The following is a 26454-nucleotide window of genomic DNA, read 5'->3' on the forward strand; positions in this document are numbered from 1 at the left end:
CCGCCGGTTCAAGAAACCCGGGCCTCTCGCTATATCCTCAATAGTAGTCGGCGGCGCTGGCTGCACTTTCGCCTGCCGCGCCCCACCCACACCCGTCAAGGAGCACGCCATGAAGCACGACGTGACCATCGAGATCCCCAAGGGATCGCGCGTCAAGTACGAAGTTGACCACGAAACCGGCCGCGTCCGCCTGGACCGCGTCCTCTTCACCTCCATGCAGTACCCCACGCACTACGGTTTCTTCGAGAACACGCTGGGCGAAGACGGCGACCCCCTGGACGCACTGGTGCTCCTGCAGGACTTCGACCTCCACCCCGGCGTCATCGTTGAGTCCCGCCCCATCGGTGTTTTCAACATGACTGACGACGGCGGCGGAGACGCCAAGGTCCTCTGCGTCCCGGTGGATGCACGCTTCGACCACATCCAGGAAGTGAGCGACGTCAGCGAATTCCTGATCAAGGAAATCGAGCACTTCTTTACCCGTTACAAGGACCTGGAGCCCGGCAAGTGGGTCAAGGCTGAAGGCTGGGGCGACCGCGCCGCTGCCGAAGCCGAGCTGGAAGCCTCCATCAAGCGCTTCTCGGCCGAAGGCCACTAGCAACACTTACGACGGCGGCTGGTGCTGTTCCCTGTGAACAGCACCAGCCGCCGTCGTGCTTTAAGCAACGCGGGGTCAGATACGGCCCATTATTGGCTAAAGCATGGGCCCTAAGTGACCCCGCGTTGCTTTGATGGGCACTGCTCCCCATCGCGGCATCTTCGGGGTCCGCCTAGGCTGGGACGAGACTTTACGACGCATGTAACAGGGGGTACCACATGGCTGGGTTCTACGGCGCGGACATTGCGCAGCTTCGCAGTCTGGCCGGCGTCATGGGCAAGGCTGCCGATGCCATCAATCTGCAGAGCGCGCAGTTATCCAACGCCATCAACTCCGCAACGGCGTGGCAGGGCCGCGACGCCACGGTCTTCAAGAGCGATTGGAACAGCCAGCACAGGCAGAGCCTGGTGAAGGCCGCCAACATGCTCAGGGACAATGCGAGCCAGCTCAAGAAGCACGCCAACCAGCAGGAATTTGCCAGCCACAATGACGGTTCGGGTACGTCGGTGGGCGTCCTGACGGATGTCTACGAAACCGCAACGGGCGTCAAGGAACTGGGCGCGCAGCTCTGGACCGCCTACAAGTACGGGAAGCTCGGACATGCCGAATGGGTCAAGACCCGCGAGGTACTCACCAATTGGCGGGCTGGCGGTACGGTGCTGCGGGATGCTTTGAGCGCTTTGCGCAGCGGCGAGAAGGTCACTGATGTCATCACGGACCTGAAGGCCAACATTCCCTACAGCCAAGCGTTCCAGGATGCCAGCAAGTTCTCGAAAGGCCTGCGCGTCGCCGGGGCCCTGGCGGCCCCGCTGAACATTGTTGGCGGTATCAGCGACATGATCAGTCCGGAGCACGACGGCTGGCGCGGTACCGGAGACCGGGTAGCCGGCGGCCTGTCCGTAGTGGGCGGGGTGGGCAGCATCATGCTCATGACGGCCGGCGGCGCAGCTTTGCTGGGGCCCATTGGCGCGCCAATCGTGATCGGCGCGGGCATCGTTGCCGGCGCCTGGGCGCTGGGGAACCTGGTGGCGGACAACTGGGATTCCATCAGCAACTTCGCCCGGAACCCTGGCAGTTATATCGCCGACGGCGCCCGGGAAGTAGGCAATTTCGCCAAGGATGTAGGCAGTAAGGTGGCAGACGGGGTCGGTAATGCCGCCAAGTCAGTCGGAAACTTTGTCGGAGGGATATTCGGATGACCACCAGCACCATGAATTGGACCGAGCGGGACGTACAGGCTGCAGCGAAAGTCCTGGCCTCGGCAAGCGCCACCGGCAAGGCCTTGCCGACGCTGACAGATGAAGAGGTTGTTGCCTTGGACGGCGTCCAGCACGAGCAAATCGTGGCCCTTCCGTGGCTCACTTCGCAGGATGCCAGCAAGGAGCTGATGTGCGCCGTGGCCCTTCGTGGGCTGCTCGCCAAGGAACTCGTCTACCCTGTGATCTTTGAAGGCGAGACCGAACCCACCCGTCTGCACGCCACGGAGGAAATCACAGGCGCCCTGACACTGCGTCGCAGTGGCAGCAGCGTGGTCTCAGTGGAACGCACCGTTTCCACCGGCAAGCGCTGGCTCTACGGCTACATCCACGACGACGGCGTGCTGCTGGAAGAAGTGGATGAAGGCGGGCTGCACGGCTTCACTGTTGTCACCCGGGACCAGTTGGCTCCGCGCCTGGCGGAATTCGTTGACCCGAACACAGCGGCCAACCGCGACACCGATCCCACTGTTTACTCTGAGGCCGGGTTCGAAGAATATGCCGCAACGGCCCTGGCCGATACGCAGGCGGCCAGCAACGTGGTGGTCTTCAATTCTGATACGAACGACTTTCCAACTGTCACCGTCTACACCGGCCCCAGCAGCGTGCACGTGCTTACTCCGCGGGTGGAAGGCGAATCTGTCTCCCTTGAGCTGAAAGAGACATCCGCGCCGACGCTTGCCCGCGTCCTCGGTGGGCTGGCTGGGCTGGCCTGACGCATGAGCAATTCGAAGTCCCAGACCGCTACTGGCTTGGTTGATGCCCTCAACGGCCGCCCTGTACGCCGCCATCCCGGGACCGGCGCCTACTTCGTGAAAGCATCCGGAGGGGCCCACTTCTGGGGTCGCATCCTTGACGCGATCGTGTTCCTTGCAGGCTATGGCATCCTGGCTGCAATAGTGGCAGTTGCACGCAATGCCATGATGAACAGTGGCTCACTTCTGGCCTTCAACGACGGCTTCTGGTTGACGCTCTACGTTGTTCTCTGGTTCGTTGGTTTGTTCGTTTACGGCATGATCTGGGGTACTGCCGGCAGCGTCGGCGATGCTGCCGCGGGCATGCGCTCGGTACGTATCAAGGACGGCACGACGGCGGGTGCCTGGTTGGGCGGGTGGCGCGCTATCTGCTGGTCCTTCTTCCCGTTCTTCGTGGTGATGCTGATTCTTGCGGCGTTCAGCGGGAGCTCGGACGATACGTGGGATCCGAAGTTTGCTGCTCTTGATCGCCGATCCGGTGTGGCGGAGGGCCGGCAGCCGGTCCCGGACCCCAAAGTGGCGGCCGCAGAGCGGGCATCCTCGACAGAAAAATTTTAAGGAAAACAAGCCCTTGCAGAGCGGCTACCAGCCGGTAGCATGTGATCCACTATGTTCACTCTGACCATCAACCAACGCGACAGCCGCCGCGACGGCGATCTCGTGCCAGGGCTCCTCAAGGACCTGCGGCATATTCCGGCACGGCTCGACTTCGACCGTTCGGTTGAGGATGAGGTGCAAGGCATCGTCGAGTCCGGCCACCAAGCTGTTGACACAGCACTGATCGCCCTCCGGACCGGCCAATGGTATGTAGGAATCGGAGTGGGGCCCATCAACGAGCCCCTTCCCAACCTTGTCAAGGACGCTTCCGGGCACGGTCTTGTCTATGCCCGGCGGGCTGTTGACCGCCTCCGCAACGGGAAGGAACGTGTCCCTGTTGCCGTTGATGGTCCCTTCACAGCTTTGGCGGCAGAAGCCGAAGCAGTATTGCGACTTCTCGGGCATATTGTGCAGCACCGAAGCGCGGCGGAGTGGCGGGTGCTGGACCTCCTCACCCCCGGAGTGCGTGGCCAGCAAAAGGCCGTGGCCCAGGAACTCGGCATCACGACGCAGGCTGTCAGCAAAGCACTTGCCCGTGCGCAGTGGGTGGAGGAACACGCTGCCCGTCCGGCGGCAGCCCGTCTGCTGCAGATGATCCTCGAAGTGCGGTAACTGACTACAGCCCCGGCTTAGTGCTGCCTGTAAACAGCTCACCGATTGCGGCGACCGGCCTATTCGATGCCGGGCAGGTCCAGACACCCTGATCACTGACCACGCGGGGCGTTAGGGGGTGGTTATTTGGGTGTTGAGGGCACTGGGGCCAGTTGCTGCAAGTCGCTCTATTCTCTTCAATGACCCACTCCTGAATCTGATCGGCCACGGACGCGAGCTGACCAGCGCGCGAAAGTTCACCCAAGACTGAAATGCCTCGTCCTGTGGAATCACGGGCGCTGTAAATCATGACTGAAAGCACCCGCGGGTCGTCGTACCAATCCACGTCATGAATGCGGGGCGGCTCAAACCCGCTGGAGACAACGTCGCGCAAGACGTGATTAATAATTTCGACAATCTTGACCGTCATAAAAAGCCTCCTGGCGCCACTCCCTTGTGAACACTTCTGCCGTAACGGGGTGTTCTGTCATTAGATTACATCCGCGCGGTGTTACCTACTACGTCGGGTGATTCGAGTGACATCGGTGATAATCACTTAGTTTGGGGGAAATATGCGCTATCAAAGCACTAAGTTCAAGCAGACATTCTTTGGATTGGTCGCAGCAGTGCTCCTGCTGCTTCTAGGAGCCGTGCCCAGCGCCTCGGCGGACGACACTACGGTCTCACAGGTCGTCATCTTCAATGACACCAATGCGGCCGCCGACTCAACTCTGAGGATCGAGTTCGATGCGCCCCTCTCGGAGAATGCCGCCCGTCAGGTCAAGTCCACATTAGGTGATACGCAATTGATAGAGCCGCGAGGGGCCGTTACACCGCCGTTCGTGTACGGTCCGACCATTAATCAGAACATCAGCTGCAGGATGGGCAATTATCGGTTCTCAGATACAAACGACGCGTTCCAGATCAGGAATAACTGCTTTTACAACAATGCAAATTAGAGCTATCAGATCTCAAGAATGCTTGCCGGCAAGAGCACTAGCAACGTCAGGAACTATGAAACAGTTACCTATGGAGATCAGCTTTCCTTCAGGGTCCTCATCGGGGGTCGCGCCGGATCAGCTGTGCTAACCATCGGCGGCACGGTAAGAATGGTCCCCTGACGCACACACTAACCCAACTAATATGTAGTTCGTTTTGTCAACGGCGTGGGGAAGCGATCCCGGTTTGGTTTCCGGGGTCGCTTCCTTTTGGTCCGGGTCTCGGCCTCGGGAGGGGCGGCGTGTCGTTGGCGACGGCGTTGTCAGACTAATATGCGCGGGCTGGTTACCCCAGGACGAGGTGACCGGCTGGAGGCTATCGCTTCTCTAGGGTCGAGCATGGCCCTAAGAGGGTTGCTCATAGTTGGGTCGGCGTTCACCGAGACGGACAGTCCAATGATCTATCCGGAAGGCCAAAGCCCTCCAGAGCCCTGGCGAGCCAACCCCGCATACTTTCGCGGTCCCACGGCGCGCAGCAACGCGAACCCAACTGAGTCGCAGCTAATGCCCTTTTGGGCCCTCAAAACGGCATCTGCTGCGACTCAGCGTGTGGGCGCCGCTGGCGCGCCGTGCAGTAGGAAAGTATGCGTTCGACGCGCCGTGGCTGTGGTCAGGGCGGGTGTAGTGGGCGGATCATAGATGGTGTCCGTCTCGGTCGATGCCGGGCCAACTTGGTGCCTTGAGCCCGTGACTCAGCTTGGTGTGGAGGGCGTCCACGGGAACCGTGGATTGTTGCCGTCGAGCACGAGTATTAGATTCCTGAATATTCCCCAGTCCTCCCCGAGACAGACACATCCATGACCGAATGCGCTGTGTTGGAGGGAAGAAGATGGACATTGTTCACGAACGCACCGCGGGGATGGATATCTCCAAACGCGACGCGAAGGTCTGCCTGCGCGTGCCCGGGTCCCGGGTCGGGACCTATACGTCGAAGATAACCACTTGGGGTGCGACCACGAACGCGATCTTGGAACTGCGGGAGTTCCTCGAACGCGAACATGTCACCGTTGTCGTGATGGAAGCGACTAGCGATTACTGGAAACCGTTCTTCTACCTACTCGAAGAAACCCTGCCGGTGATGCTCGTCAACGCCAAAGCCGCCCGGAACATCCCGGGACGCAAAACCGATGTCTCCGACGCTGCGTGGCTCGCCCAGCTGGCCGCGCACGGGCTCTTACGGGCCTCGTTCGTGCCACCGGAACCAATCCGCGATCTGCGGGACCTGACCCGGGCCAGGGCCATCGCCACCAGGGACCGGGCCCGGGAAATCCAACGGCTGGAGAAGTTCCTGGAAAGTTCCGGGATCAAACTCTCCTCCGTCGTCTCGGACCTGACCGGGGTCTCCTCCCGGGACATGCTCGAAGCCCTCATCAACGGCGAACGGAACCCCAACGTTCTGGCAGGAATGGCCCGCGGGGCGATGCGTTCGAAAATCCCGGCCCTAGTCGATGCCCTCACCGGCAGGTTCAAACCCCACCACGCGTTCATGGCACGGCTGCACCTGGACCAGATCGATGCCCACACCCGCACCATCGAAGCGCTCACTGGCCGGATCGAGGAGGCGATGGAACCCTTTCGTGGCGCCAGGGAAGCCCTGGCCACCATCCACGGAGTCTCCCACCGGATCGCCGAAGTGATCATCGCCGAAACCGGCGCGAACATGACCGTCTTCGAAACCCCGGGCAGGCTCGCATCCTGGGCCGGGGTCTGCCCCAGCGCCAACGAATCCGCCGGACACCTCAAATCCACACACATCCTGCCCGGCAACAAATACCTCAAAGCAGCACTCGGCACCGCGGCCATGTCCGCCACACGGTCCAAGAACACCTACCTCGCCGCGAAATACCGGCGCATCACAGCCCGTGCTGGAGGCAATAAAGCCCTTGTCGCCGTCGAACATTCCATCCTCACCGCAGCCTGGCACATGCTCAGCACCGGCGAAATCTACAACGACCCCGGCGCCGACCACTTCAACAGGATCAACCCGACCAAAGCCATGAACCGCGCCATCAAACAACTCAACAACCTCGGCTACAACGTCACCATCACCCCGGTCACCGCAGCCTAATCCACCCCTACTTTCGTATTAGTTGGGTGGGTAACGCGATTACTGGTTGCCGAGGTTGTCCTTGGCCATCGCGGCGCGGTCCTGCACATCTGCAGCAGCCGCCTGGCCCTCGTCCTTGACGTTGGCAGCAGCTTCCGTGGCGCTGTCTTTGACGTTCTGGACAGCGTCCTGCGCCGGCTCCTTGAGGTGTTCGGCCATCTCCTGGGCGGCGTGGCCCAGTTCCTCGGTCAGCGGCTGGGCTGCTTCCTTAACTGCCTGGGCAGCCTCGCGTTCCTTGTCCGACGGTGGGATGAGGGCCGAAACCAGCAGACCTGCGCCGAAGGCGATCAAGCCGGCAGCAATGGGGTTGCCTTGGGCTTTTCGTGTGATCACCTGCGGTGCGTCGCCAATGTCCGAGACCACACCGGAAACAGCGTCCTGGGCCTGATGGGCAACATGGCCCGCCCTGTCCTGAACATCGTCGCGGGCGCCAAACACGGCCGTCTTGATCCTGTCTACCCTCCGGTTGACGATGTGCGAGGGCGTGACCTTGTCAGCTACGGCGTCAACGTTGGTACTGAGCCGCCTGCGAGTTTGTTCGATGTCGGCGCGCAGGGCGTCGGGATTCTGCGTCATCGTGTCTCCTCAGTATTCGGTTTGAAGGTTGGAGGTATTTCCTTGACTGTCTCGGTGGTGCGCGGCATGCCTTTGATGGCGTTCAATTCCTTTCGCCCCATCGAGGCCAGCACCGCTGCGACTATGCCCCAGATGACCGCTACAACAACGGCGGACCATCCCAGGCCTATGAGCTGACCCAAGGCCCACCAAAGAGCCAGGGAAAGGAAAAGCACGGTCAGATGCCCGGCCCAAGCGGCTCCGGCCATCATCCCTGCACCCTTTCCGGCCTTGGTGGCCGATTCCTTGAGCTCTACCTTGGCCAGCTCAACTTCCTGCCGCATCAACGTGGAGACGTCGCGTGTCAGATCGCTCAGCAACTCGCCGAGGGGTACGGATTCGGCTTTGAGATGGGCTTCGGTGGGAGGAAGGTCGGCAGGACTACTCATCGGGGACCTCCATAGACGGGATCATCGGGATCGCTGGGAGCATCGGGACGTGCGAGCGGATCTCCTTGGGCCTTCACGCCACCGGCATCGGTTTCCGGGTAGGGCATGGTTGATCCTTCAAGGCCACCCGTGGTGCCCGCGCCGTATCCCGTGTCGGTTCCAGCTCCCGTTCCAGCAGCTGTCGTTCCGTATCCAGCACCCGTTCCAGCAGCTGTCGTTCCATACCCGGCACCCGTCGTTCCGTATCCAGCGGTTGTCGTCTGGGGCCCTGGCAGATCAACTGCCGGAGGTGACACAGCGCCACCCTGGGTTGGGTAGTACTGGGCGCGCGGGGTCCGGGTGGTGGTATCCGAGGTGCCCGTTCCCGTCATGGGCGAGTTGTCCGCCATTCCCCGGCCCAAACGTCCGGCGAGGACGCCGGCACCGGCAGCCAGCAGCAAGAACGTGCCGGGCTTACGCCGGGCAAAGCTCTTTACCTCATCCAGGAGTGAACCCGGATCCCGGTTTTCCAACCAGTGGGCAATCGAGGAGGAGCGCTGGGCCGCTTGCTGGACCAGGTCCGTGGCGACTCCGCCGTCCTGGCTGGCATTGGCCATGGTGGATAGCTCGTCGGAGATGGACCGCAAGCCCTCGGCGACCCTCTGTTGCTGGGTAGCGGCCTGATCGGTCAACTCGCCCTTGGTTTGCGTCAGCAATTGCCGGGCGTTCATTTTGACCTCTTGCGCCACGTTTCCGGCTTCGGCCTTGGCTGTTTCAACCACACCGCCAGCAGCATCGCGGGCTGTGCCGGCCACTTCGGCGGCTTCGTGCTTGGCCGATTCGACGCTTCCCGTGCCGGACGTCGTTCCGGATCCCGTGGTAGTGCTCCCGTAACCGGTAGTTCCGGCGCCGGCATCTGTTTCCATGCCGGTGGTGTCGGTTTCGACCGGTGAGTCCAGGTAACTTCCCGTGTAAGGCTCGGTCCCGGCGGGGACCCCAGTCCGTGGCGCCGCGAAGCTTCCGTCCTGCGGCGATTGGCTCTCAGTCATTGTCGCTCTCTTTCCACAGTTGGCAGGCTGCGGACAGCAGCCGGGATAGTAAGTATCGTTACTATCAATGTGTGTGTACCCGCTTGCCGGTGGTTCAATCGCCACATACTGATCGAAATCCCAGCTCGACACGCAGCGTATGACCCGCCTACCTTGGATCAATGAGCCACAAGCCCACCAGGCGGCGGCTGATTCCCGCGCTCCGAAAAACTGTGACCCGTCACCGACTCCTGTTTGCGGCCAAAACTGCCGCGGCGGCAGGCGTCGCTTGGTATCTCGCACCCTTCATGCCGGGTCCTGCTGCCTCCTACCCCTACTACGCACCGCTCGGCGCCCTCGTGAGCATGCATCCCACGGTGGCAGACTCCGCCAGACATGGCCTGCAGAGCCTCATGGGCTTGGCCTTGGGTATAGGCATGGCTTTTGCGGTGACCACGGTGGCAGCGCCCACTGCGTTGGCCGTTGCCGTGGTGGTGGGATTGGGCGTGATCATCGGCGGGCTCCCCCGGCTGGGCACCGCCTCCGAATGGGTTCCCATGGCTGCTTTGTTCGTACTCGTCCTCGGGGATTCCAATGCGGAGGGCTTCTCCTTTGCCTACGTCCTGCAGATGGCCATGGGCGTTGCCGTTGGCTTCGCCGTGAACTGGCTGGTGTTTCCGCCGCTGCATCTTGAGGGAATTGACCCCGCCTTGGCCGGACATCAACGGGCTTTGTCCCAACAGTTGAAAGACATGGCGCGCGCGATGGAGGAATCCTGGCCGCCCAACCACGAAGCCTGGGCGAGCCGCAGCGGCGAACTCTCAGCAACGGCCGCAGCCGTGCGTACTGCCGTTCATGAAGCGGAACTGAGTGCAAAAGCGAACCCCAGGTCCCGACGTCGTGCTGGCCGCCTACCAAGTGATTTGGCTGGTTTGCGGATAGTGGAACGGCTGACCTTCCATGTCCAGGACATCACCGACGTCCTGGCCAGCGTGATCTGGGAGGAGGACGCGGGAACCGTCATCCCGGACAGCGTCCTGACCAACCTGTCCGAGGCGCTGGAGGCCGTATCCCGCGTGATTGATCAGTGGCGTGATGGGGAAGCCGGGGAATTGGAGAGCCACTTGGCGGAAGCCAAGCACCGGGTCTCGGAACTCGGGGATGCAGTCACGGAAGCTGCAGCTGGCCAGGCTTCGGTGAACGCGGCGGCGTCTGTGGCCATGAGTTTGCGCAGGATCATCACGGTGGTATCCCCTGCCGACTAGTACCACAAACGTCAGGAATCAGCGTGGCGTCAACGGTGGCGAGGCCTTCTGCCCCTTGCCGGCACCGAGACCCTCCAGCACTTCCGTCAGCGCCTCCAATGATGAGCGGTGCGGCATCCACCCAAGCAGACTATGCGCACGGCTTGTGTCCATGATGGGTGCGCCCGCCGCCATGTCCACCCAGCCGCCGTCGGTTACCTGCAAGCGCAATCGCCAACTGACCTCGACGACGGCGCGCAGCACCGGGAGCGGTAGGGGCAACTGCCGCCGTGCGTTGAGGATCCAGGCGAGGGCGTTGGGATCCAGCACGGGCTCCGCGGCGATGTTGAATGCGCCTTCTGCCTGACGTTCCAGCACACGCCAGTAGGCATCGGCGACATCGTCGGCGTGAACGGCCTGAAATATCAGCTCATTGGGAATGGGGAGAATGGGCAACCATGGCTTGCGGGGAATGAGCCGTGGGAGAACGCTCCCCAGGAAGTAGCGGCCCACTTCACTGCCCGCCTCCGCGCTGAAGATCAGTGCCGGGCGTAGCCGAGCCACTACGATGTCCGGATTTTCCTTGGCAAAGCCATCCAGAAGCCGCTCTTGAGCTGCCTTGTCCACGCTGTAATGGGATCGCCTGATACCGCCTGCCGGCCAGTTTTCCTTGGTCCGTTGATCCTTGGGGGCTGGTGAATAGGCACCCACGGACGAGGCACAGACGACGTGCTTCACGGCGGCCTCCCGGGCGGCGCCAAGTACGTGCGCCGTTCCCGCCACGTTGGTCCGGCGCAGAAGTTCGCGATTGTGGTTTGGCTGGATCTGCCAGGCCAAATGGACCACGGCGTCGGCACCTGTGAACGCGTTCTCCAGTGCTTCCCGGTCCTTATAGTCCCCGACGTCCAGCGTGTGCCACTTCATTGCGTTGTACGGGGCTGCATTCTTGTCAGGTCCGCGTCGCGCTATCCCGACGAGGTCAAGATCCGCGCCCTCTTCCGAGCGCGCAGCCTGCAACCGCTTCAGCAATGCCGTACCTGCGTTGCCCGTGGCTCCCGTGATGACTATGCGCATGAGTTTCTCCCTTCCCCCTCCTGCAATTCCCCGTCAGGCATGGGGATTCTCCCCCGTGGACCGGATACGCTCCAGCACCGCCGTCGTGGAGTGTTCGGGAACGTAATCCAAAATCGTCACCGTGCCGCCGTAGCGTTCCACGGCCGCGGTCTCGGCCAGCATTTCCGGCGTGTAGTCACCGCCTTTGGCGTACACATCGGGCTGCAGCATCTCGATGAGCGGGATGGGAGTCGGGGTGTCGAATACAGTGACGTGATCGACGCAGCTGAGCGCGGCGATCACGGCGGCACGGTCCGCCTCTGGATTCACGGGCCGGTCCTGTCCCTTCAGCTGCCGCACCGAGGAATCGCTGTTGAGGGCCACCACCAGGACATCGCCCAGCTGCTTGGCTTGGTTCAGATAGCGGGTGTGGCCGCGATGCAGGACATCGAAGCACCCATTGGTCAGAACGATCCTCCGGCCCTCCCTGCGGTGCGCTTCCACCTGCCTGGCCAATTCATCGGCAGTCAACGCAGTATCGGCGAAGCCGCCCAGGTGGCGGGCAAGTTCCTCGGTGGTGCAGACGGAGGTGCCAGGCCGGTGGACCACCACGTCAGCCGCGGCCTGGGCAAGGTCAACGCTGGTAGTCAGGGGCAGCCCGGCCGCCCGGGCCAAGGTCAGCGCGGCAACGAACGTGTCGCCCGCACCTGAGGCCTGCTTCTCGGCTTCGGGCCTGGCCCAGGTTCGGTGGTTGGCGCGGGACCCGTTATTATCGTCACCGCTTGCGTCCGGATCGCTGGAACGCAGCGTCAGCGTCCCGTCACGGTCCAAAGTCACGACGACGGCGCCCGCACCTGAGGCGCGAATGAGCTGGTCCGCGTGGGCTTCCACGAACGGGCAACGTGCAGCGCCACCGGGAAGTTCAGTTCCCAGCAGCCCGGCAGCTTCCTGGGCGTTCGGGGTGGCAAGATCCGGCTTGAGTTCGGCCCAGCGGGCAGGATGGTGGGCATCGACCACCAGCAGGGTGCCTTGCCTGTGGCTGAAGTCGGGGTGGGAACCAGTCCGGAGACTACGGGAGGGTCCAAGGGCATTCATCAAAGCTGCACGCACCGGCCCCTCCAAAGCCCCGGCCTCGTAGTCGCACAACACCACGGCGTTGGACCCCGCCAGCGCTCCCGGGATGGTGGCCGCCAACTCCTGAAGGCCCTCCGAAGGGACCTCTGTGGCGGCGTCATCCAGGCGAAGCATCACTTGGCCGGCACTGCTTATCCGGAACTTGGTGGTGGTGACCATGCCGGGCTGCTGCACCACGCCGGATATGTCGATGCCGGCAGCAGCGAGTCTCCCAAGGAGTTCCTGACCCGCAGAATCCTGGCCGACCAACGAGACAAACCTGACGTCCGCGCCAAGGGCCGCCAGGTTCATGGCAGTATTGGCCGCTCCTCCGGGGGCGAAGTCGCGGCGCTTGACCTGGACCACTGGGGCGGGAGCTTCGCGGCAAAAGCGCTCAATCAGCCCGTCCCACCAACCGTCCAGGATTGCGTCGCCGACAACTGTCACAACGGGCCGTTCTTCGGCCAGGCGGCGCGGCAGCCATTCGGCCAAACCTTCTTGATTGGATAGGCGTGCCATTGGGTACCTTCCGGTAGAGGCGGCATGTTCCTGCTCCCCTCAGGTACCCCGCAGCCCGCGGTTCACACGCCGGGTCCGGTAGTTTTCCAGCACCTTTGACGAAGGGAAGTCCAGATGGCTGTTCAACCGAATTTGGGCGTTGGCCCGGTGCTGGAAAAGTTCCCGGATGTGGAAAGGATTGCGGTCCTGAGGGGTGGCGGCCTGGGCGATGTGATTTACGCATATCCGGCGCTCTATGCCCTGAAAGCGGCCTATCCTGAAGCCGCGATCACGCTCCTGGGCACGCCGATCCATGCGGCTTTGGCGGCCGGGACGGATGGGCCCATTGACGAGGTGGAAATTCTCCCGTTCGCCAAAGGCGTCCGCGACCGCCACCACAAAGACGGCGATCAAAACGACGACACCGACGACAGACTTGCCCAGGAAGAATTCTGCTCAGCCATGCGCGCCCGCAAGTTCGACCTCGCGCTGCAAATGCATGGCGGTGGCCGGTACTCCAACCCTTTCCTGCTCCGTCTGGGGGCGCGGCACACGGTGGGCACCCGAACAAAGGACGCCGAGCCCCTGGAACGGAATCTCGATTACATCTACTACCAAAACGAGCCTGATCGATGGCTTGAGGTAGCGGGCTTGGCGGGGGTGCCAACCATCATTTCTCCACCCTTGCGGCCCCTGCCCGAACACCAACAAAGCGTCGAAAGCCTGCTCAACCAACGGCGTCCCCTCCTGGTGCTCCACCCGGGTGCCACCGATCCGCGGCGGCGATGGCCGGCGTCGTACTTTGCTGAAGCTGCCGCGACCATCGCCCAGGAAGGCGCGCAGGTGTTGGTGGTGGGTGACCGCTCCGAAAAGGCGCTGGCCCAGGAAGTGGCGGAACTCGCGGCAAGGCAACTGACAGTTCAGGACAAAGATGCCGTGCGCTCAGTTGCCGGCGAACTGGAGATCGGCGAACTCGCCGCGCTCCTGGACGCGGCCACCGTAATGCTTGCCAGCGACAGCGGTCCCCGGCATTTAGCGCAAGCCCTTGGAACACCAACCGTGGGGATCTTCTGGGTAGGCAACGTCTTCAACGCAGGGCCCCGGGGCCGGAGCCTGCACCGCGTCCACATGTCGTGGGTGACCGAGTGCCCGGTGTGTGGGGCCGATGTGACCCAGGTGGGCTGGTCTGCACAGCACTGCGGCCACGACGACACCCTGATCCGGGGCATCGCCGTGGCCGACGTTGTTCAGGACGTGCATGACCTTATGGCCACGAGCCTTCTTCTGCGGGGCAAATAAGGAGCTCGCGGACCTCGCTGCCAAACGGCTGCGACAACGCGAACACCACGGCTTGCGCCACATTCGCAGGATCGTTGAGTTTGGAGTCGTCCTGCGGCTTGTATTGTTCATCGCGGTCATCAAAGAAGTGTGTCTTCATGCCGCCCGGGATGATGGTGGTGACACCAATGACTCCCCCGGTTTCGGCGGCCAGTGCCCGGCTGAATCCGATGACGCCGAACTTGGAGGCGCAGTACGCCGTGGCGTCCGGCAGTGCACGCAAGCCGAGGGTTGATGCTATGGTGATCGCCCGGCCCCGGGATTCCTTCAAATAGGGCAGCGCCGCACGGACCACGGAAACGGTGCCCAGGAGATTCACTCCAATCACCTTTTCCCACTCGGCTGCGGGAACGTCCGCCAGTTTGCCACAGCGGTCGATGCCCGCGGCCGTCACCACCCCATCCAGGCCGCCGAGGCTTTCGGCTGCCTCCTTCACAGCCGCTTCAACTGATTCACGGTTGGAGACGTCGACTTCAAGGGCTTTCGCGCCGGATACGTTGCTGATGTTGCGGTCGAAGACGAAGGGAGTGCCTTCGGCGTCGCGGATGGCATCGACGATTGCAGCGCCGAGGCCCGAGCCGCCTCCGGTGACGATGACGCGGCCGGGAGTTTGCGTGTTCATACGGTTCCTTTCGGTGGTCGATTCTTGGATGAGACTTCCGTTCAGCTGACTTTGGCGAGTGCTTCAGCCAGGCCGCTGGTGGAGCGGGCCGGATGGAAGGGCACCGTTACGCAACGCCCTCCCCACGCAGCCACGAGGCTGGCTTCCGGCAATTCATGGGGTTCGTAATCTCCGCCTTTGACCCAAATATCGGGCCTGAGTTGGTTCAGGCAGGCTTCGGGGGTGTCCTCGTCGAAGACCACCACGGCATCAACGCAGGACAACGCGAGCAAGAGCTCTGCCCGGTCCTCCATCCTGACGATCGGCCGGTGCGGGCCCTTCAGACGCCGGACGGACTCATCGGAATTCAAGCAAACGATGAGGCAGTCCCCCATGTCCCGGGCCGCGGCCAGCGTGCGTGCGTGACCGGCATGGAGGAGGTCGAAGCAGCCGCCGGTCGCGACGACGGTCCCGCCACCCGCCCGGATTGTCCGCGCGAGTTGGATTCCCGGTTCCAGGCCTTGGATGCCCGGTTCCACGCCCGGAAAGCGGCCAAAAAGCTCGACGACGGGACTCCCCTTTGCCTTGCCAGGCTGCTTGCCATTTACTGCGTCGGGCGTACTCGTATCCATGGCCAGGGAGGAGGCTCCGCCCTTCGCGAGGAACGCGGAGGCATCCTCGACAGCCCTGGCCGCAGCGGCAGGCAGCGCGAGTCCCAGACCCAAATACACGGCAAGGCTCCCCGCCAGGCGGTCTCCGGCTCCGCAAGGATCGTCCACGATTGTCTTTGGGGCGGGGATGATCCTGCCCGGCCCCGCACCTTCCACCAAAACCGCGCCCTCTTCGCCGGTCGTGACCAGGACGGCACGGCTTCCCCAGCGATCCAGCAAATGTTTCCCTGCGTCCTCCGCAGTGCTCTTGGACGGATGCCGCCCGCCCGCCTTCGCAGCGGCCCGCGCCTCTGCGAGGTTGGGCGTTACGACGGCGGTACCCGGGACCGGCTCCGAACCGGCAGGGTGCGGATCCCACACCACCGGGACGTGGCGGGCGGAGTCGGCGAGCGCAGTGCGGATGTCGGGGTTTGCCGCGATTCCGCGGCCGTAGTCGGCTACGATAACCGCTTCCGCGGAGGCAATGGCAGCGAGCATCTCCGCGGTGCATGACGGGGAAGGGGCAGGTGCGCATCCTTCATCGAACCGGACCACGGGGTGGGTCCCAATACGCACGCGGGTCTTGGTGGGCGTTGGGGCGAGCGGGGCTCCGGTGAGTATGGCGACACCGGCCAGGGCGCGCCTGAGGTGGCTGGCGCCGTCGTCGTCCGATACCGCGGTGACCAGGGCGACGTCGTGACCGTCGCGTGCAAGCAGGGTAGCCACGAGGCCCGCGCCACCTGCCCGACGCCGGATATGGGCAACGTCCACAACGGGTACGGGCGCGTCGGGGCTGAGCCGGGTGGCGGTGCCGTTGATGTCCACGTCCAGGAGGACGTCACCTACGACTGTCACTTTCATGGCTGGGCTCCGTCCCCGGCCGGGCGCGGACGCGTCCTCCTCGCGACCTCCGCATCGAAGGCGCGGCATACAGCGTGGACAGCAATGAGGTGGCCTTCCTGGGCGTTGGCGGCGATGGCGTCCACTGTGATGGCTTGGTCGCAGGCTTCGGCCAGGGGGTTGGGCCCGGCGCCGGTCAGCGCCCACGTGGTGATGCCGCGTTCTCCTGCTGCCCGGACGGCGGACAGGAGGTTGGGGCTGCGCCCGCTCGTGGAGAGCAGGATGAGGACGTCCCCTGCCCGGCCGTGTGCCCTGACCTGGCGGGCGAAGACTTCCTCGTAGCCGTAGTCGTTGGACAGTGCCGTGAGGGCGGAGGTTTCGGCGTGCAGGGAAATTGCGGAGAAGGGTGCGCGTTCGGCGTCGAACCTGCCTACGAGTTCTGCGGTGAGATGCTGGGCTTCGGCCGCTGATCCCCCATTGCCGGCGGCCAGCAGCCGTTGTCCGGACAGAAGCCGGTGGGCGAGCTCGGTTCCCCATTCGGAAAGGCGGGCGGCCTGCGAGCGCAGGGACTCGAGCGCTGGCAGTACGTTGTCCAGGTGTGCGGCGACCTCTGAGGCGATCTGTGGTTCACGGGTGTTTGTTGAGCTTGTAGACCCGCTCCAGCCTGCGGGCACGGTATCCGGGACGGGCTGCGTGTTCCGCGTGATTCTCTTGGGAACTGTCGATTCTGTAGTCACAGCGCTGTTCCTTCCAGTGGTTCCAGGCCTTCTCCGGCTTGCCGGGACAACCCCGCGGCCAAGACGGACCGGTACGCTTTCTCGGTGTCCGCGGCGATGCGGTCCCAGGAGTAGCGCGAGCGGGCGCGGCGGTTTCCGGCCCGGCCCATTTCGGCACGCAAGGCGGGGTCGGCGAGGAGCCGCCCCACGGCGTCGGCGATTGCTTCCGGGTCCCGCGGCGGTACGTGCAGTCCGGTTTTCTGGTCGACGACGGTCTCCCGGAGTCCGCCGACGGCCGCGGCCACTACGGGCACTCCGCAGGCCATGGCTTCGAGGGGAACGATGCCGAACGGTTCGTACCACGGCGTGCAGACCACGGCGTCTGCGCTGCGGAAGATTCCGGGCATGGCGTCGCGCGGTACCTGTCCCCGCATGGTGACCTTGTCCTCCACGCCGAGTTCCTTGGTCAAGGCGCGAAGCCTCTGGGCTTCCGGATCCTCTTCCAGGTTCAGGGCGTCGCCGGAGCCTCCGACGATGAGGAGCTCGACGTCGTCGAAACCGGCTTCAGCAAGGAGGGGCAGTGCCTGGATCACCAGATCCACGCCCTTCCTGGGAACCAGGCGGCCGACACTGAGGATGCGGTGCGTGCGGGACTTATTCTCTGGTTCTCCAGTGCCCGGGAAGAGGTTGAGGTCCACCCCGCATGGTGCGATGGAAATCCTCGACCTGCCAATGCCCAGCGCCTTGAGCTCAAAGACCTCGTCAGGGCAGGTGGCGATCACCCAGTCCGCCGTGCGCCCTACCCACGGTTCCAGCCATGCACGCGCGGGTGGGCTGGTGTCCGCTGAACCTTGGTGCCTGCGCTTGACCGAACCCAGTGCGTGGAAGGTCTGGACCACGGCAATGGGCTCGGCGGCACCGGCCCGCCTGGAAGCCTGGATCGCGGCCAGCCCGGACATCCAGAAGTGCGCGTGGACAACGTCCGGGACCGAGCCGGCCCAGTCCCGGCAGATGCCGTCGGCGAGCTCACCCATGAAAGGAAGCAGTTCGTCCTTGGGGATGTGGCGGGCCGGGCCGGCGTCAACGTTGACCACGGTGAGTCCCGGCGCAACCTGCACCTTTGCAGGAAGATCCGGGTCATCCCGCCGCGTGTACACGGTGACTTGATGGCCACGGCTGGCAAGACTTGATGAAAGGGCCGCCACATGGACGTTTTGCCCCCCGGCGTCCACACCTCCCAAGGCGGCCAATGGACTGGCGTGTTCGGAAACCATGGAGATTTTCATGGGTGCGTCCTCTCTGTGTCATGGCTGACGGACTCCGAACCGGGTTGCGGGCGGCGTTCCGTGTCGGGGAGCTGTTTATTCGGGACCTGCTTTTCGGGGATCTGCTTTTCAGGAAGGCCGGTATCGGCAAGCGAAGGGCGGGCCGTGGGGAGATCCGCCAGGAGTTCGTCCCAGGCCTGATGGAATTTCCCGAGCCCATAGCGTTCCAAGGCTGCGGCCCGGGCCACCATCCCCATCGCATAGGCGTCACCGGGCTCGTCCAGCAGGCACCGCGCAAACCGTTGGAGTTCGTCCACGTTGTTCGAAACAAGACCTGCTCCCGGCGGGATAGCCCGGGTCGCCTCAGTGGTCGCCAGTGCCAGGACCGGCATTCCCAGGTGCATGGCTTCGAGCAAGGCCAACCCGAGGGATGTCCAACGGAGGGGATGCAGGTAGAGCCGGCAGCGGGCGAGTTCCTGATGCAGCCGGGGCGCGGGTACGTCCCCGGAAATCCGCAGGCGCTCCTCGCTCAGGCCGAACCCCTTCAGGTTCAGTGCTTCGGGCAGGGCTTCCGTCCCCATCCCGAACACCCGCAGCGGCCCTACTCCGGCGAAGCCCGGAAGGAGGTCCGTGCCCGTCACCCGGCCGCGACGGACGGGTTCGTTGACCACCACCCCCATCTCTTCGCGTTCACCGGTATAAAGCCGGCCGGGATCCGGGATGCCGTGCTCGATGACCACTGTTGGCGTGGATCCCGTGTCCCAGAAGAGCTGGTTGAAGTGCGTCACATGAACCACGGGGATACCGTGCTGATCGGCCAGTGGATGGAGAGTGAACGGGACGTCGCCTTTGGGCGTGTTGTGTTCAACGAAGACGGCAGGCAGGTCCACTCCAGGCCTTCGACCCAGCTTCCGGGCAACCGCGGCGATCTCCTCCGGACGTTGCAGGACCACCACGTCCACGCTGTCCGGATCAACGGTGTCCAGGTCAATCTCCTGCGCGGCGAGCGGCCACTCCCTGCCGCCCCGCCCCAAACCCCACGCACCGCCGTCGGGCTCTACCGGAAGGAGGTATTCGTGCCGGCCCCTGACGAAGGCCTCCATCCATCCTCCGTGGACATGCCAGACCAGGATCCTCATGGTTTCCACACCTTTCTTCGGGTGCTGAGCGAGGACACTCCCCCCAACAGCCGTTCCACGGCCTCAAGGACTTGTTCCGGGGTAACTGAGCTAAGGCACGGGTGGCCCGGTACCGGGCAGATGCGTGCCCGCGTGTTCCTGCATGCTGCTTCCTGGTCGCCGAGCAATTCCATCGGAACGCCGTAGGGCGCCCAGCGGATCGCAGGAACCACAGGGGAAAACAGGCACACCACCGGAGTTCCGACAGCTGCCGCCAAGTGGGCGGGACCCGTGTTGCCGGTGACCACGACGGCGGCGCCCGCGAGTACCGCTGCCAGTGTCCGCAAGTCTGTGGTGCCACCGAGATTGTGTGCCGAGGGTCCTGCCACGGTTGCCGTCAGCGATGTTTCGCCCGGCCCTCCCGTGACCACCACCCGGTGCCCATACGCTTCAAGGAGTTCCACGGTGGCAGCGTGGTGGAGTGCAGGCCACGCCCTCGCCGGAGCAGCTGCGCCCGGGTGGACCACGATGTACGGACCCTTTTGGGTGAGTTCATCCACCAGCTCCCCGGGTTCGTCCAGCGGGTTGATGTGGAGCTTGCCGTCGTCGCCCCGGGGAAGCTGGAAACCTGCTGCCTGCGCAATCCCCAGCGCCCGCACAACTTCGGGCTGGTCCTCGGCGAAGTCTTCCCCGGGTTTCAACCGGACGTCCAGCAGGGAGCCGGCGTAGTCAGTGGAGGCACCCGTGATGCGCTTGACGCCTGCCAGCCGCAGCAACAGTGCCAACGGAAGCGGGGACTGATGGAAGGACGTGAGGATCACGGCTTCCTCAATCCTGGAGCTGCGCACGAACTCGATCAGGCCATTGGTCAGCTCGGGCGTCACGGCGGGCGCGGGATTCACGATCCATGGGCACGGCCACGTCTGGACCTGGGTGACTCCGGGAAGCATCTCCGCCGCGCCGGCGCCCTCGGGGCCGCAGAGGAGAACGACATCGTTGCGTCTGCTGCCGTCCGGCCTGCTTCCATTCGCCACGGCACGCAGGGCGGGTCCAGCGAGGAGCACATCGCCCATGCTGTCCAGTCGGGCCACCAGGACGCGGCTCATACGGGTGAATCCTGCCTGGCGTCGGGTTTCGGGAATTCCCCTCCTGTCGTGCCTGTCGCGGCATCCAGCAACAGCCCGACGGCGGCCAACAGGTTCTCCGCGACCACCCCCGCCGCCTCAATTTCCTCGGACCGCGTCACGTGGGTGGGCACCAGTACGGACCGCGAGCCGGCTGCCGTCGCTGCTTCGACGTCGGCACCGATGTCCCCAACGAAGGCCACCTGGGACGGGTGCAGCCCCAACGTGCTGCATGCGGCGAGAATCATTCCCGGCGCAGGCTTGCGGCAGGTACAGCCATCGGCCGGGCCATGCGGGCAGATTTCCCACACATCGAACGGGCCCAGAAGCTCCTCAACGCGCCGGTTCACGGCGTGGACCTGATTCAACGTCAGCAGGCCACGGGCAACACCCGACTGGTTGCTCAGCACCCCTGTCGCCAGTCCCGCCCGGCGTACCTGCTCAAGAGCCGAACGGGCAGAATCCATGGGCCGCACCAGTTGCGGGTTGCCGTTATAGGGCACGTCAACGACGAGCGTTCCATCGCGGTCAAACAGGACCGCTTTCAACGTTCCAGTTCCTCCCATACCCGCAACGTTCCCCAGTTTTCCCGACACTAAACAGCGTGACGACGAGAAGTTTCCCTGCGGGGCCAGCACCTGCGTTGGCCGCTAGACTCCTAGCGGGAGGCCACCATGGACACAGCCGAAATGAACGGACAACCCCTGCTGCTGGCCTTGCGCGCCTTGAAACTAGGGGACCTGCTTGTTGCCGTTCCGGCGCTTCGCGGCCTGCGCCGGGCATTCCCCGAGCATCGAATTTTGTATGCGGCGCCAGCCTGGATTGCGGAGGCCTTGGAACTGGTGGGCGGCATCGACCATCTCCCCACGCCGGGCCTTGATGATCCACTGAACGTCGCCCCGGGCGCCGTCGACATCGCCGTTAACCTGCACGGAAACGGACCCGAAAGCCGGCAGCGCATCAATGAACTTCGGGCAAGGCGGGTGCTCGCGTACCAAGCTCCCGGGCTCGACGGACCTGAATGGACAACCGGCATCCCTGAACGCGAGCGCTGGACCCGCCTCCTGAACTGGCACGGCGTCGACGCCGATCCCTTGGATTACCGGCTCAACAGGCCGAGCGTTCCCTCGCCCCGGCCTGGCGCCACGGTCATCCATGTGGGCGCCGCGTATGGCAGCAGGCTCTGGCCCATAGAGCGGTTCGCCGAAGTGGCCGTCGAGCTCGCCCGGGCAGGGCACGACGTCGTGCTGACCGGGAGCACATCCGAGCGCGGGCGGGCAGTGGAGACCGCCGCCTTGGCAAAACTCAAAGGAACAAACCTCGACGGCGGCGTGCTGGCCGGGCGGCAGGGCCTCGCAGAGTTCGCGGCGACCATTGCGGATGCCCGGCTCGTCGTTTCCGCGGACACCGGCGCCGCACACCTGGCGTCCGCGTATGCCCGGCCCTCCGTGGTCCTGTTCGGCCCCGCTCCCGCTGAAGAATGGGGTCCGCCGCCGGGACCGCACGTGGTCCTTACCGCCGTCGAACTTCGCCGCGGTGACGTTTTCGCCGCCAATCCCGATCCTGCGCTCCTTGCCGTGACCGTCCGTGATGTGTTGGACGCGGTGGACGGGTTGGGCTGCTGAGTCCTGGGCTCTTGGTGGTTTCGGCTGTTGCTTTCGCTTGTTAAGGCGCCGTTCCGTCCTGGAGGCGTGCTTCCTCGTCCAGGAGCTGTGTCTGCAGGGACACCAGGATCTTGGAAAGCCGTCGCGAGACCTGCATTTGGGACATGCCCAGTGCCTCCGCGATGGTGGACTGGGTTTCCTCGCGGTAGTAGCGGCGATAGAGGAGGTGCCTGTCCTCCGCGCTCAGGCCCCGGATTGCGTTTCGAAGGGCGAGCACGTCCTCCAGCCGCTCCGTCGGAGATCCGAAAGCGGAAACGCATGCTTGCAGTCCGTCGCGGCCCTCCGCAGCGGGAGCGTCCAGGGAATCCGGCCGTTTGCTGGTGCCGGCCATCAAGGCTTCCCTGACTTGGCAAGGTTCCAGGCGAAGGTCCGCCGCCACTTCTTCGGGCGTCGGAGTCCTCTGCAGGCTTTGCGTCAGTTCCTCGGTCCGGGCGAGCACTTGGCGCCGCACATCCTGGATGGGCCTCGGTGGCCGCACTACCCAGCAGTGATCGCGGAGATACCTCTTGACCTCACCGGCGATGGTCGGGGCGGCGTATGCAGGGAAGCTGACGCCTTTGCTTTCGTCAAATCCCCGTGCGGCTTTGATCAAGCCCATGTACGCAACCTGCCGGACGTCGTCGAGGTCGTGCGTGTGCGCGGAATACCGGGCGGCAATCGATTTTGCGAGATTGAGATGGTCCAAAACCAAACCGTCCTGGAAGCTTTGACGGATGGCACTTTCCGGCGCAGGAGGTCGGATTTGGACGTCGTGTGGTCGGGTTTGTCGCATGTGGCTTCAATCCTTAGACCTGCTGAAGTGAGTGAGCCCACGGCAAGACTCCTTAAAAAGAGAAGCACACTTACTATTAGCTTTCAACGGGTATTCAGGACTACGCTCGAAGGGTAGCCTCCTCCAGGGATCGGAGATCCACGTGGAAAACCAACAACTCACCGAACCGCATCTTGTAGCAGCGGAAATCCAGGACCTGCTTCTGGATACACCGGACGTGGAGGCCTTCCTGGCCGAGCTGGCACGCCACTCAGCGGCCATGTTCACCAAACCTGACAACGAAGTATTTTGTGGCATCACACTGCTTCGGCATCGGGCCGCGGCCACAGTGGCAAGCAGCAGCGAACGGGCGCAGATGCTCGACGAACTCCAGTACCAGTACGCCGACGGCCCATGTGTCCATTGCTGCAGGGAAGGCACACTGGTGCATGTTCCGGACTTCGAAAAAGACAACACCTGGCCTGAGTACAACGAGCTAGCCCTGGCGAACGGTGTTCATTCTGTCCTCGCCGTTCCTTTCCCGCTCACGGATGACACCGCACGGGCAGGCTTGAACCTCTACTCCGAACGCCCCAGCGGCTTCGAGCAGGCCGCCGTTCAACGCGCCACCGATTACGTTCAGCAGGCATCCAAGGGCCTGCAATTGGCCGTGCTGATTGCGCAGCACAGCCAAACCGCCGCCAACCTTCGTGCCGCCATGGCATCCCGGACAGTCATCGACGTAGCCACAGGCATCATCATCGCCCAAAACAGGTGCAGCCAAGCTGAAGCGGTTGAGCTCATCAAAAAGGCCTCCAGTAACCGGAACGTCAAGCTCCGGGACGTTGCACAGGCAATTGTCGACTCAGCCGGCGGCGGCCCTGTTCAAACCCATTTCACTTAACCCCCACCAAAACCACAACAATCCACAGCGAGGTGTCACTGATGCAAACCGTCACGAAGGCCATCGAGGTAGAGGTACCGGTTTCGGTCGCCTACAACCAGTGGACCCAGTTCGAAAAGTTTCCCGAGTTCATGAGCGGCGTGGAGAATGTCCGCCAGATCAACGATTCAACGCTGCACTTCTCAACCAAGGTCGGCGGAGTCCGGCGCGAATACGATGCCCGCATCACCCAACAAGTTCCGGACACCGTCATTGCGTGGGAGAGCATCGACGCACCGCGCAACGCCGGCACAGTCCGCTTCGACAACCTCGGACCCCAGCACTGCGGCGTCAACGTGACACTGGAATGGGAGCCCGAAGGATTCGTGGAGAAGGCCGGCGCAGCGCTCTCCGCCGACGAAATGCAGGTGGCCGCGGACCTGGACAAATTCAAGGAATTCATCGAGGACCGCGGCCACGAAACCGGTGCCTGGCGGGGGCGGGTGGACTAGCCCGCGCCGCCTCCGGGCTTAGCCGTGCGGCTGCTACAGCAGGCTGCGCAGAACCAGGGCGGCGCCGTCGTCGAATACTGACGCGGTGACCTCATCCGCAACGGCGATCACTTCCTCGGGAGCCTGGCCCATGGCCACTCCCCTGCCGGCCCACGTGAGCATCTCGATGTCGTTGCGGCCATCGCCCACCGCCACCGTGTTGGCCTGTTGCGTGCCGATCCTCTTGCGCAGGGCCTCAAGCGCACTGGCCTTGGTCACGCCCTCCGCGGCAATGTCCAGCCACGCAGTCCAGCCAACCGAGTACGTCACGCCGGAAAGGCCGATGTGGCGGATGGCGTGATTGAAGTCGTCAGAAGTGTTGTCGCTGCTGAAGACCACCACGCGTACCGCCGTGGCCTCCAACATGGTCTGGAAGTCCACGCCGATTGCCTCGACGCCAAAGCTGGCATCCTGGAAGCGCTCCGTGGAGAGGAAGTTCCCGTCTTCATCCTCCAGCGCGTACTTCGCGTTGGGCAGGCGTTCGCGCAGGGCCTTCAGCGCCGGAGCAGGATCGAACGTTGCCTTGTGGATGATCTCATAGCCGGTTTCAAGGGTGGGATCCAGCCGGAGAGTAACGCCGCCGTTGCAGCACACCGCGTAACCACGTTCCAAGCCGATTTGCCCGATGATAGGCAAGGTGGCATTCAGCGACCGGCCGGTGGCGATCATGACGTCATGCCCGCTCGCGACCACCGCCTGTGCAGCCGCCCTAACCTCGGGGGACATGTGGCCATCGTGGTCCACGAGCGTACCGTCAACGTCCAATGCGATCATGAGTTTGTTGTTGTCATTTGGCTGGTCATCGATGCCAGCAACTGGAGTGTCAGTCAAAATAGTCATGGTTCCAGTAGAGCAGACACCTCTGACACCGCACTAGGACCGAGGACACAGCAAGGGATTAACGCCGCGTGAACACTCCGGGCCACCCCATGGGCGCCACCCTTCCTCGCGAGACCCCGCCTTACGGACAATTCACCCTCGCGCGCGTGGGTGAATTGTCCGGTGGAGGGTGAAACGCGATGAGCTTTTCCACATAGCCCCACCTGTCAGGCCCACTCACCCCCTGCGCCGTCAAAAGTTGTTTCCATGAAAGAAACAACCGAGTTCCTGGTGTCCGCCCAACAAAGAGCCAACACGGGAGATATCCGTTCCCTCAGCAGGCGATTTACGAAGGGTGAACTGGTGAGAGTGCGCAAAGGGGTCTATATGGACAAGAGCCGATGGATCTCCCTGAAGCCTTGGGAGCGCTACTCCGCGACTGCCAGGGCAGTAGCTTTGGAACTCCCTTCTGCCCATTTCTGCTATGAGACAGCAGCCGTACTTTGGGGCTTACAAGTCGTCGGAATCCCAACGCACATCCACGTGGCCAATTCGGCGTCCAGCCACGCTGGTTCCAGACGACCCACCACCAAGGCCGCCGCAGACGCGAAGTCTGGCAGCACAGGATTGGAAGGCATCAGGAGCTATGGACTCTATCGCCATGCCTACCAGGTAGGCGTAGTGCAATTGAAAGGACTAACCGTCGCGGACCTTCACTCAACAGCGGCTGACGTCATGGCCCGGCTTCCCTTCGCACGGGCGGTGGTTCTAGCGGATCATGCCATCAGCCAAGCAAGGTTCGGAACTTCGGCCGCCAGCGTCGAAGAGCTGCATCATGCAGGGGGAAGGCTGGCATCCGGCGCCAAGAGAAGGTGGGTCAGCTCAGTACTGGACTTCGCCGACGCTCGCTCGGGCTCAGCCGGTGAGTCCCTGAGCCGTGCCCAGATGCATCTACTTGGTTTTCCAGCCCCCGAGCTTCAGACCGAATTCCATGACGCCCTGGGATTCGTTGCCCGGCCCGATTTTTACTGGCGGAAGCTGAAGATTATTGGCGAGTTCGACGGGGATGCAAAGTACCTCAATGACGAGTACCTCAACGGTGGAACTGCACGTGAAGCCGTGCTCAAAGAGAAGAAACGAGAAGACAGGCTCCGTGCCATGGGTTTCCAGGTGGTGCGGTGGGACTGGGCAACAGCAATCAGGCCGGAGAAGATCCTCGCAAAACTCGAAGCAGCGGGTCTTCCTCGGACAAGAAACCCCGCCTTACGGACAATTCACCCTCGCGCGCGTGGGTGAATTGTCCGTAAGACGGG

At 63.4% G+C, this 26454-nt stretch carries 28 protein-coding genes; 13 read left to right on the forward strand and 15 right to left on the reverse strand.

The annotated features are described in order from the left end of the window. The first annotated feature begins 109 nt into the window (after positions 1 to 109). The 5 genes from AC6I97_RS01645 (at position 110) to AC6I97_RS01665 (ending at position 3818) form a co-directional block, all read left to right on the forward strand. Complete coding sequence (locus AC6I97_RS01645; protein ID WP_144663396.1) at positions 110 to 598, forward strand: inorganic diphosphatase; 489 nt, start codon at positions 110 to 112, stop codon at positions 596 to 598. Between the two features lie 218 nt (positions 599 to 816). Further along, positions 817 to 1797: a hypothetical protein gene (locus AC6I97_RS01650; RefSeq protein WP_497943910.1), complete on the forward strand. Its 981-nt coding sequence runs from the start codon at positions 817 to 819 to the stop codon at positions 1795 to 1797. Then, positions 1794 to 2570, forward strand: coding sequence for a hypothetical protein (locus AC6I97_RS01655; RefSeq protein WP_224165998.1), 777 nt, complete (start codon positions 1794 to 1796; stop codon positions 2568 to 2570). Before AC6I97_RS01650 ends, AC6I97_RS01655 begins: the two co-directional genes overlap by 4 nt. Positions 2571 to 2573: 3 nt before the next feature. Next, positions 2574 to 3167, forward strand: coding sequence for an RDD family protein (locus AC6I97_RS01660; protein WP_497943911.1), 594 nt, complete (start codon positions 2574 to 2576; stop codon positions 3165 to 3167). Positions 3168 to 3218: 51 nt separating this feature from the next. Continuing rightward, positions 3219 to 3818: a hypothetical protein gene (locus tag AC6I97_RS01665; protein ID WP_224094599.1), complete on the forward strand. Its 600-nt coding sequence runs from the start codon at positions 3219 to 3221 to the stop codon at positions 3816 to 3818. A 4-nt stretch (positions 3819 to 3822) separates the two neighbouring features. Here the strand turns inward: AC6I97_RS01665 and AC6I97_RS01670 are convergent, their stop codons facing one another. After that, complete coding sequence (locus AC6I97_RS01670) at positions 3823 to 4227, reverse strand: hypothetical protein (protein ID WP_497943912.1); 405 nt, start codon at positions 4225 to 4227, stop codon at positions 3823 to 3825. A gap of 142 nt (positions 4228 to 4369) precedes the next feature. Here AC6I97_RS01670 and AC6I97_RS01675 point away from each other — a divergent pair, with 142 nt between their 5' ends. Both AC6I97_RS01675 and AC6I97_RS01680 read left to right on the forward strand, forming a co-directional pair. Then, positions 4370 to 4756, forward strand: a complete 387-nt coding sequence (locus tag AC6I97_RS01675) for a hypothetical protein (RefSeq protein WP_497943913.1) — start codon at positions 4370 to 4372, stop codon at positions 4754 to 4756. Positions 4757 to 5624: 868 nt separating this feature from the next. Then, complete coding sequence (locus AC6I97_RS01680; RefSeq protein WP_497943715.1) at positions 5625 to 6863, forward strand: IS110 family RNA-guided transposase; 1239 nt, start codon at positions 5625 to 5627, stop codon at positions 6861 to 6863. Between the two features lie 39 nt (positions 6864 to 6902). Here the strand turns inward: AC6I97_RS01680 and AC6I97_RS01685 are convergent, their stop codons facing one another. The 3 genes from AC6I97_RS01685 to AC6I97_RS01695 are packed head-to-tail and all read right to left on the reverse strand — an operon-like array spanning position 6903 to position 8934. Then, positions 6903 to 7478 (reverse strand): DUF3618 domain-containing protein, encoded by a 576-nt coding sequence (locus AC6I97_RS01685; RefSeq protein WP_224094596.1) that lies wholly within the window; start codon positions 7476 to 7478, stop codon positions 6903 to 6905. Next, positions 7475 to 7906 carry a phage holin family protein gene (locus AC6I97_RS01690; RefSeq protein WP_224165994.1) on the reverse strand — a complete coding sequence of 144 codons (432 nt, stop codon included), beginning with the start codon at positions 7904 to 7906 and terminating at the stop codon, positions 7475 to 7477. Before AC6I97_RS01690 ends, AC6I97_RS01685 begins: the two co-directional genes overlap by 4 nt. Further along, positions 7903 to 8934: a hypothetical protein gene (locus AC6I97_RS01695; RefSeq protein ID WP_497943914.1), complete on the reverse strand. Its 1032-nt coding sequence runs from the start codon at positions 8932 to 8934 to the stop codon at positions 7903 to 7905. Before AC6I97_RS01695 ends, AC6I97_RS01690 begins: the two co-directional genes overlap by 4 nt. Before the next feature lie 161 nt (positions 8935 to 9095). Between AC6I97_RS01695 and AC6I97_RS01700 the strand changes: the two genes are divergently transcribed. Then, on the forward strand, positions 9096 to 10178 hold the full coding sequence (locus AC6I97_RS01700) for an FUSC family protein (RefSeq protein WP_497943915.1): 1083 nt from the start codon (positions 9096 to 9098) through the stop codon (positions 10176 to 10178). Positions 10179 to 10196: 18 nt separating this feature from the next. Here the strand turns inward: AC6I97_RS01700 and AC6I97_RS01705 are convergent, their stop codons facing one another. After that, positions 10197 to 11231 (reverse strand): NAD-dependent epimerase/dehydratase family protein, encoded by a 1035-nt coding sequence (locus AC6I97_RS01705; RefSeq protein ID WP_497943916.1) that lies wholly within the window; start codon positions 11229 to 11231, stop codon positions 10197 to 10199. Between the two features lie 33 nt (positions 11232 to 11264). After that, positions 11265 to 12842, reverse strand: a complete 1578-nt coding sequence (gene rfaE2 / locus AC6I97_RS01710) for a D-glycero-beta-D-manno-heptose 1-phosphate adenylyltransferase (RefSeq protein ID WP_497943917.1) — start codon at positions 12840 to 12842, stop codon at positions 11265 to 11267. Positions 12843 to 12956: 114 nt separating this feature from the next. On the opposite strand from rfaE2, the gene AC6I97_RS01715 reads away from it, so the two are divergent. Further along, the gene (locus AC6I97_RS01715) at positions 12957 to 14120 is read left to right on the forward strand and encodes a glycosyltransferase family 9 protein (RefSeq protein ID WP_497943918.1); all 1164 of its coding nucleotides are present in this window, start codon (positions 12957 to 12959) and stop codon (positions 14118 to 14120) included. Here the strand turns inward: AC6I97_RS01715 and AC6I97_RS01720 are convergent. Genes AC6I97_RS01720 through AC6I97_RS01750 form a run of 7 tightly spaced genes read right to left on the reverse strand, consistent with a single transcriptional unit; the run spans position 14086 to position 21039 of the window. Continuing rightward, positions 14086 to 14781, reverse strand: coding sequence for an SDR family oxidoreductase (locus AC6I97_RS01720; RefSeq protein WP_497943919.1), 696 nt, complete (start codon positions 14779 to 14781; stop codon positions 14086 to 14088). The genes AC6I97_RS01715 and AC6I97_RS01720 overlap by 35 nt on opposite strands. 41 nt (positions 14782 to 14822) lie before the next feature. Further along, positions 14823 to 16271 (reverse strand): PfkB family carbohydrate kinase, encoded by a 1449-nt coding sequence (locus AC6I97_RS01725; protein WP_497943920.1) that lies wholly within the window; start codon positions 16269 to 16271, stop codon positions 14823 to 14825. Then, the gene (locus AC6I97_RS01730) at positions 16268 to 16987 is read right to left on the reverse strand and encodes a D-sedoheptulose-7-phosphate isomerase (RefSeq protein WP_497943921.1); all 720 of its coding nucleotides are present in this window, start codon (positions 16985 to 16987) and stop codon (positions 16268 to 16270) included. The genes AC6I97_RS01725 and AC6I97_RS01730 overlap by 4 nt, the downstream gene beginning before the upstream one ends. Continuing rightward, positions 16984 to 18252 carry a glycosyltransferase gene (locus AC6I97_RS01735; protein WP_497943922.1) on the reverse strand — a complete coding sequence of 423 codons (1269 nt, stop codon included), beginning with the start codon at positions 18250 to 18252 and terminating at the stop codon, positions 16984 to 16986. Before AC6I97_RS01735 ends, AC6I97_RS01730 begins: the two co-directional genes overlap by 4 nt. After that, positions 18249 to 19370 carry a glycosyltransferase gene (locus tag AC6I97_RS01740; protein WP_497943923.1) on the reverse strand — a complete coding sequence of 374 codons (1122 nt, stop codon included), beginning with the start codon at positions 19368 to 19370 and terminating at the stop codon, positions 18249 to 18251. Before AC6I97_RS01740 ends, AC6I97_RS01735 begins: the two co-directional genes overlap by 4 nt. Next, positions 19367 to 20455: a glycosyltransferase family 9 protein gene (locus tag AC6I97_RS01745; protein ID WP_497943924.1), complete on the reverse strand. Its 1089-nt coding sequence runs from the start codon at positions 20453 to 20455 to the stop codon at positions 19367 to 19369. Before AC6I97_RS01745 ends, AC6I97_RS01740 begins: the two co-directional genes overlap by 4 nt. Beyond that, positions 20452 to 21039, reverse strand: coding sequence for a D-glycero-alpha-D-manno-heptose-1,7-bisphosphate 7-phosphatase (locus AC6I97_RS01750; protein ID WP_224165985.1), 588 nt, complete (start codon positions 21037 to 21039; stop codon positions 20452 to 20454). The genes AC6I97_RS01745 and AC6I97_RS01750 overlap by 4 nt, the downstream gene beginning before the upstream one ends. A 108-nt stretch (positions 21040 to 21147) precedes the next feature. Between AC6I97_RS01750 and AC6I97_RS01755 the strand changes: the two genes are divergently transcribed. After that, positions 21148 to 22098: a glycosyltransferase family 9 protein gene (locus AC6I97_RS01755; protein WP_497943925.1), complete on the forward strand. Its 951-nt coding sequence runs from the start codon at positions 21148 to 21150 to the stop codon at positions 22096 to 22098. Between the two features lie 40 nt (positions 22099 to 22138). Here AC6I97_RS01755 and AC6I97_RS01760 read toward each other — a convergent pair whose 3' ends face one another. Then, positions 22139 to 22909, reverse strand: coding sequence for a sigma-70 family RNA polymerase sigma factor (locus AC6I97_RS01760; RefSeq protein WP_497943926.1), 771 nt, complete (start codon positions 22907 to 22909; stop codon positions 22139 to 22141). A gap of 142 nt (positions 22910 to 23051) precedes the next feature. Between AC6I97_RS01760 and AC6I97_RS01765 the strand changes: the two genes are divergently transcribed. Both AC6I97_RS01765 and AC6I97_RS01770 read left to right on the forward strand, forming a co-directional pair. Then, the gene (locus tag AC6I97_RS01765) at positions 23052 to 23792 is read left to right on the forward strand and encodes an ANTAR domain-containing protein (protein ID WP_497943927.1); all 741 of its coding nucleotides are present in this window, start codon (positions 23052 to 23054) and stop codon (positions 23790 to 23792) included. A gap of 41 nt (positions 23793 to 23833) precedes the next feature. Then, positions 23834 to 24283, forward strand: coding sequence for an SRPBCC family protein (locus AC6I97_RS01770; protein ID WP_224094576.1), 450 nt, complete (start codon positions 23834 to 23836; stop codon positions 24281 to 24283). A gap of 33 nt (positions 24284 to 24316) precedes the next feature. Here the strand turns inward: AC6I97_RS01770 and AC6I97_RS01775 are convergent, their stop codons facing one another. After that, positions 24317 to 25162, reverse strand: coding sequence for an HAD family hydrolase (locus tag AC6I97_RS01775; protein WP_309930306.1), 846 nt, complete (start codon positions 25160 to 25162; stop codon positions 24317 to 24319). Between the two features lie 246 nt (positions 25163 to 25408). On the opposite strand from AC6I97_RS01775, the gene AC6I97_RS01780 reads away from it, so the two are divergent. Continuing rightward, complete coding sequence (locus AC6I97_RS01780) at positions 25409 to 26437, forward strand: hypothetical protein (RefSeq protein ID WP_497943928.1); 1029 nt, start codon at positions 25409 to 25411, stop codon at positions 26435 to 26437. The last annotated feature ends 17 nt before the right edge of the window (positions 26438 to 26454 follow it).

The sequence above is a fragment of the Arthrobacter sp. TmtSoilC48 genome (genome assembly GCF_059739425.1).